Source organism: Xanthomonas axonopodis (genome assembly GCF_001304695.1).
Classification (GTDB): domain Bacteria; phylum Pseudomonadota; class Gammaproteobacteria; order Xanthomonadales; family Xanthomonadaceae; genus Xanthomonas; species Xanthomonas axonopodis.
Window position 1 is genome coordinate 21320 of sequence record NZ_JFAQ01000132.1, and the last position, 6463, is coordinate 27782.

Sequence of the window (6463 nt, forward strand, 5' to 3'; positions counted from 1 at the left end):
ACGCCTTCAGTCCGGCGATCTCGCGCCCACCGGCGCGCTTGTGCAGCAGAGTGGCAGCAGATCGCGCATCAATGCCAGTTCTGCCTGGGTGCGCGCCTTCCAGCCCAGGTCCAGCGGGGCCAGCAGTTCGGTCAGGCGTTCGCCGTCGAAGATGCGTCGGGCCAGGATCGCATCGACGAATGCCTGCAAGTCGGCAACCGGCAAGCCGTGCTTGCCGGAGAGCCCGGTCATTTCCCGCGCGGCTTTTTTAGCCTTAAACGTCTCATAGCCGGCGCGAATGGCCTTCTCGTTCAGTCCCTCGCCAGCTTTGAGCCCGCGCACGTACGCGCTGATGTCCTCACGCTCGTCGATGAACTTGGCATCGCTGGCAATGGCAATCAGGCCGATCAACTGCTCGCGGCTCATGCTGGCCTTGCCTGGCGCCTTGCCCGAGTAGTCGGCGATCAACTTCATGATGTAGTCGTAATCGATGGTGCTGGAAGCGAATAGCACGAACTCGAAATCGAGCTGCTCGACGTCGTTGCGTGTGGCGTCATCCAGCCCGCCGGCTTTCTTCTGGTCGGCGCGCAGTTCCTCGGCTTTTTGCAGGTACTGGCCGCGAAAGCTGCGCAGTTCGTCCTTGGGCAAGATTGCCTCGACCTGCGCCTGTTGCTCGGCGGTCAGGTCGGTGTACTGGTCGAGCTGGGTCTGCAGCTTCTGCACGTCCTTGAAGTGCTTGACGAAGGCGACCTTGGCCGCCGTGCCCTTGAGGTTGGCGATGTCTTCGGGTTTGCCGCCCAGCCCTTGCGAGGCGAGGAAGCTGTCGAGACTGGCGCGCGCCTCTTTGAGTTTGTCGATGACTACCGGGGCGGTGTCCACCAGCCAGATTTCGCGCGCCTTGTCTGCCTTGGCGCCGGAGAACAGCGCGATGGCGGCATCCACGGCCGATTGCTGGCTGCGGAAGTCAAGGATGTTGCCATAGGGCTTGGTGTCGTTGAGCACGCGATTGGTGCGGCTGAACGCCTGAATCAAGCCGTGGTACTTGAGGTTCTTGTCCACGTACAGGGTGTTGAGGTACTTGCTGTCGAAGCCGGTGAGCAGCATGTCGACCACGATCACGATGTCCAGCTTTTCGCGGCCTTTCATCGGGAGGTCGGCGTTGGGGAATTGCTGGTCCTTGATGCGCTGCTGCACGTCCTGGTAGTACGCGTCGAATTCCTCGATGCGGTGGTTGGTGTCAAAGCGCGCGTTGTAATCGACGATGATGGCTTTCAATGCGGACTTCTTCGCATCCGGGTCTGTCTTGTTGTCTGCCTGCTCCTGTGGCAGGTCTTCCTGCAACTGGCGCACGTCGGCGCTGATGTCACTGGGGGGCGAGAACACGGCAGCGATATTGAGGGGTACGTAGTCGGGATCAGCCTGCTGCCTTTCCACCTGCGCGGCCTTGAACAGCCCGACGTACTCGATGGCATCGTTGATCGACGCGGTGGCGAATAGGGCATTGAAGCGCCGCCCGCCGGTGGCGGCATCGTGCTTGCCGAGGATGGCATCGACGATAGCGCGCTTGGCCAGCGTCTCGCCGGGCTTTGGCGCATTCCTGCCATCAGGCTTGTAGTAGTCCACATGGAACCGCAGGACGTTCCTGTCCTCGATGGCGTGGGTGATGGTGTATTCGTGCAGGGACTGCTGAAACAGGTCTTCAGTGGTCTTCGGCGTCTGTTCGTCGCCTTCGATGCGCTTGTAGCTGGCGTTGTCCTCGAAGATCGGCGTGCCGGTGAAGCCGAATAGCTGGGCCTTGGGAAAGAATTCCTTGATGGCCTGGTGGTTCTCGCCGAACTGGGAGCGGTGGCATTCATCGAAAATGAACACGATACGTTGGTCGCGCAAGGGTTCCAGCCGCTGCCGATAATCGGCACGGGCCGGGTCCAGTGCGCGGCCCAGCTTCTGGATGGTGGTGACGATGACCTTGTCGGCGGCATCGTCGGAGGCCAGGCGGCGCACCATTGATTCGGTATTGGTATTTTCCTCGACGCAGCCCTCCTGGAAGCGATTGAACTCTTCGCGGGTTTGGCGATCCAGGTCCTTGCGGTCCACCACGAACAGGCATTTCTCGATGGCGGGGTTGGCCTTGAGCAGAGTCGATGCCTTGAAGCTGGTGAGGGTCTTGCCACTGCCGGTGGTGTGCCAGATGTAGCCGTTGCCGAGGTTCTTTTCGATGGACTCGACAATATTCTTCACCGCGTAGATCTGATACGGCCGCATCATCAAGAGCTTCTGCTCACTGGCCACCAACACCATGTAGCGGCTGATCATCTGCCCCAGCGTGCACTTGGGCAGGAAGGCGTCGGCGAAGGCATCCAGGCCGCTGATCTTGCTATTGTCCGGCGCAGCGTACTGGTAGATGGGCAGAAAACGCTCATCCGCATTGAAAGCGAAATGGCCCGCATTGTTGTTGGCGAAATAGTAGGTCACGTCACGATTGCTCACGATGAACAGCTGGATGAAGCACAGCAGTGTGCGTGTGTAACCGTTGGCGACATCGTGCTTGTATTCGACGATCTGCTCGATGGCCCTACGCGGGTTGATACCCAGCGTTTTCAGCTCGATTTGCACCGCCGGTACGCCGTTGATCAGCAGAATGACGTCATAACGATGGTGGCTGTCGTCGGTATTGATGCGTAGCTGGGTGGCAACCTCGAAGGTGTTCTTGCACCAGTCGTTGATGTTGACCAAGGTGTAGTTGAGCGGCGTACCGTCGTCGCGCGTAAAAGCGTTGCGGTGGCGCAAGGTGTGCGCGGCTTTGAATACATCGGAGGTAACGACATCTTCCAGCAGGCGATGAAATTCGGCGTTGTTCAAGGCGACCCGGTTCAGCTCTTCGAAATGCTTGCGGAAATTGGCTTCAAGCGCAGCACGGCTGCGAATGTCAGGTCGCAGGGTGTATTTGAGCCCATCAAGCTTTTCGACAAGTTCTTGCTCGATGGTGGCTTCCCTGACGCGCATATGAAACCTCAATCTCGGATGGTTGCCGCACTATCAGAACGTTCGGCAAGTGACGGACAATTTTACTGGATGCGTTGCCTGGCAGGCTGCCACCGAATCCTATGAACCGAGCGATCGCTGATGGATTAAGGCTTGCCGTTAGCTTTCCAAGATGACGTCAAAAAAATCTGCACAATCTTCATCATGCGATCGACTTGAAAACGGCTGCCCTTCACCATCAAATGCGGTTGCAATAGCAAGGTGTTGATAAGCGCTGCGACCATGGGCGGAAGCAGTAGGGAAACGGCAAGCGTCCAGGCAGCGAATCCGTTCATTTCGTCGTCCTTGATGCTACTGATGACCCTGCGCCGCAGGGTCATGCAAAAGTGCTGCCACATCCGCACAGAGGCGATCAACCGCATCTGCCGTGGTCGCCCACGAGGTGACAAAACGGATCACGTGGCTACCATCGTTGCGCACTTCCCAGCGCTCGAAGTCGTAGCGTTGCGCCAGCTGCGCAGCGTGTTGGGCGCTGACGGCGATGAATTGCTGGTTGGTTGGCGAGTCGCTGGTGAAGTGCGCGCCTGCCGCAAGAAGGCCGGCGCGCAAGCGTTGCGCCATCGCGTTGGCGTGCGTTGCCAACTCGAAATACAGGCCGTCTTCGAATAAGGCTGCAAATTGCGCACCAAGCACCATGCCCTTGGCCAGTAGCGCGCCGCGCTGCTTGATCAGATAACGCAAATCGGCCTGCAGCATGGGATTGACGATGACCAGCGCTTCGCCGAGCAGCGCACCGTTTTTGGTGCCGCCGATGTAGAACGCGTCGGTCAGCGCAGCGATGGTAGGCAGATCCAGATCGTTGCCGTCGGTGGTGAGCGCCGCATCCAGGCGTGCGCCGTCCAGGTACAGCAGCAAATCGTTTGCGCGACAGAACTGCGACAATGCATTGAGTTCGGCACGCGTGTAGATGGTGCCGCTTTCGGTGCCGTTGGAAATGTAGACCAGACGCGGCTGGACCATGTGTTCGTTGCCATGCACAGCCAGCACAGGCTGGATCAGCGCGGGCGTCAGCTTGTCATGCAGCGCCGGGACAGTGAGCACTTTATGGCCGGTCGCTTCGATGGCGCCGGTTTCGTGCGTGGCGATATGCCCGGCTTCGACAGCGATGGCCGCCTGATGCGGGCGCAAGAACGCGCTGATCGCGATCAGATTGGTCTGCGTGCCGCCCACCAGCAGATGCACGTCGGCCTGCGACTGCGCGACCGCATTGCGGATCAACGCAACCGCACGCGCGGTGTGCCGATCGGTGCCGTAGCCGGCGTGCTGCTCGGCGCTGGCCTGCGCCAACGCGTGCAGCAGACGCGGATGCGCGCCTTCGCTGTAGTCGTTGCGAAAGCTGATACGCGCAGCGCTGCCCTGCCCGTCCATCACAGGCCCTTTGCCGCCTGGGCCACTGCGCGAAACAGCGCTCGCCCCTTGCTCATCGTTTCCTGCCATTCCAGGTCGGGATCGGAATCGTAGACCACGCCGCCGCCGGCCTGCACGTACAGATAGCCGTCCTGGATCACGGCAGTGCGAATGGCGATCGCGGTATCGGCATCGCCTTGCCAGCCGATGTAGCCGACCGCGCCGGAATACACGTTGCGCTTGACCGGCTCCAGCTCGCGAATGATTTCCAGCGCGCGGATCTTCGGCGCGCCGCTGACAGTGCCGGCAGGGAAGGTGGCGCGCAGCACGTCGCTGTAATTCAAGCCGGCCTTCAAGGTGCCGGTCACTTCGCTGACGATATGCATGACGTGGCTATAGCGTTCGATCACGAACTGCTCGCCCACCTTGACCGTGCCCGGTTCGGCCACGCGGCCGACATCGTTGCGACCCAGATCGATCAGCATCACATGCTCGGCGCGCTCCTTCGGGTCGGCCAGCAGTTCGGCTTCCAGTGCCTTGTCCAGTTCGGGCGTGGCGCCGCGCGGGCGGGTGCCGGCGATCGGGCGCACAGTGACCACGCCATCGCGCAGGCGCGCCAGAATTTCCGGCGACGAACCCACCACCTGGGTACTGCCGACATCGAGAAAATACATGTACGGCGAAGGGTTCAAGGCACGCAGCGCGCGGTAGACATCCACCGGGCGGGCGCGGAACGGCACGCGCAAGCGCTGCGATGGCACCACCTGGAAGATGTCGCCGGCGCGCACGTATTCCTGCGCCTTGCGCACCACGGCGTGGTACTGCTCGCGGGTGAACGAGGAATGGAAGTCCGCTTCGTCGATCGCGTCGGAAATTTGCGCCTGCGGGTAACCGGCGCCGCCCTGACGCAGGCGATGCGCCAGCTCGTCCAGGCGCCGGTTGGCGCGCACATAGGCCTGCGGCTGGCGCGGGTCGGCATGCACGATCAGGTACAGGCGGCCCTTGAGATTGTCGAACACCGCCAGCTCTTCGGAGAGCATCAGCAAAATGTCGGGCGTGCCGAGTTCGTTAGGCTTGTCGCCGCTGCCCAGGCGCGGCTCGATGTACTGGATGCATTCGAAACCGAACCAGCCGACCAGCCCGCCGGTGAAGCCGGGCAGCCCATCCAGCTGCGGCACCGAATGCCCGGCGCGTAGCGCGTCCACTTCGACCAGCGGGTCGGCGACCTTACGGGTCTCGATGACTTCGCCGTGCTCGCTGACCTCCAGCGTGTGGCCACGAAAGCTGTACACGCGGCGTGCCGGCAGGCCGATGATGGAGTAGCGCCCGAAGCGCTCCCCGCCTTCGACCGATTCGAACAGATAGGTATAGGCGCCGTCGGCGAGCTTCAGATAGACCGACAGCGGCGTGTCCAGGTCGGACAGCACTTCGCGGACAACGGGAATACGGGTGTGACCTTCAGCGGCCTGGCGCTGGAACTGCTCTGCAGTGATCAAGACGACTTTCCTTCCGGGACTCTGTGGCGGGGCGGACGACGGCAACGGGCCACCATCGCCACCAGCGGCGAGCGGAAGAGAAGGAGCGTGGAGTCGTCAGGCGGGACACGCTGGTACTGTAGCGCAAGTGTCGGCCCAGGGCAGCAGGCCGGGGCCAAAGCAGTGCGAATTGCGAAGGAAGGCAGGGTGTTGTCGGACGTGGCCTTGCGCACTGGCTGACATCTGGCACGAATAGCCTGCGGTTGGCTGCACGCGTCGGGTGTCGCGCGCTGCACGGGCTGATTTCCCGTGCGGCCTGGGTCATGGCAGCGGCACCAGTGTCGGCGCAGGGACCCTCACCCCAACCCCTCTCCCGAGGGAGAGGGGCTTAGAGCGGCTAACAAAACCCAGGAAGCATGCGTAAGCAGATGATGGAGCATGCAAGCGAGAGCAACGCCAAGTGGATATCGATGCGGCGTTCGAAGCGGATACGCAGCTTGCCCATGCCGGCAAACCAAGCGTGCGTGCGCTCGACGACCCAGCGGTGCTGGCCCAGTCGGTCGTTGCGTTCGATGCCCTTGCGTGCAATCCGCGCAGTGATGCCGCGCTGCTTAAGGGCG

5 protein-coding genes are annotated in these 6463 nt (G+C 61.6%); all 5 read right to left on the reverse strand.

What is annotated here, in order from left to right; genetic code table 11:
- Positions 1-6: 6 nt before the first annotated feature.
- On the reverse strand, positions 7-2982 hold the full coding sequence (locus XAXN_RS12595) for a type I restriction endonuclease subunit R (protein WP_241148124.1): 2976 nt from the start codon (positions 2980-2982) through the stop codon (positions 7-9).
- Between the two features lie 125 nt (positions 2983-3107).
- Positions 3108-3341 (reverse strand): hypothetical protein, encoded by a 234-nt coding sequence (locus XAXN_RS12600; protein ID WP_042821152.1) that lies wholly within the window; start codon positions 3339-3341, stop codon positions 3108-3110.
- Positions 3313-4389 carry a threonine aldolase family protein gene (locus XAXN_RS12605; RefSeq protein ID WP_054319783.1) on the reverse strand — a complete coding sequence of 359 codons (1077 nt, stop codon included), beginning with the start codon at positions 4387-4389 and terminating at the stop codon, positions 3313-3315. Before XAXN_RS12605 ends, XAXN_RS12600 begins: the two co-directional genes overlap by 29 nt.
- On the reverse strand, positions 4389-5864 hold the full coding sequence (trpE, locus tag XAXN_RS12610) for an anthranilate synthase component I (RefSeq protein ID WP_054319784.1): 1476 nt from the start codon (positions 5862-5864) through the stop codon (positions 4389-4391). Before trpE ends, XAXN_RS12605 begins: the two co-directional genes overlap by 1 nt.
- A gap of 376 nt (positions 5865-6240) precedes the next feature.
- The coding region (locus XAXN_RS12615; protein ID WP_342364471.1) for a transposase at positions 6241-6463 on the reverse strand (223 nt) is incomplete at its 5' end.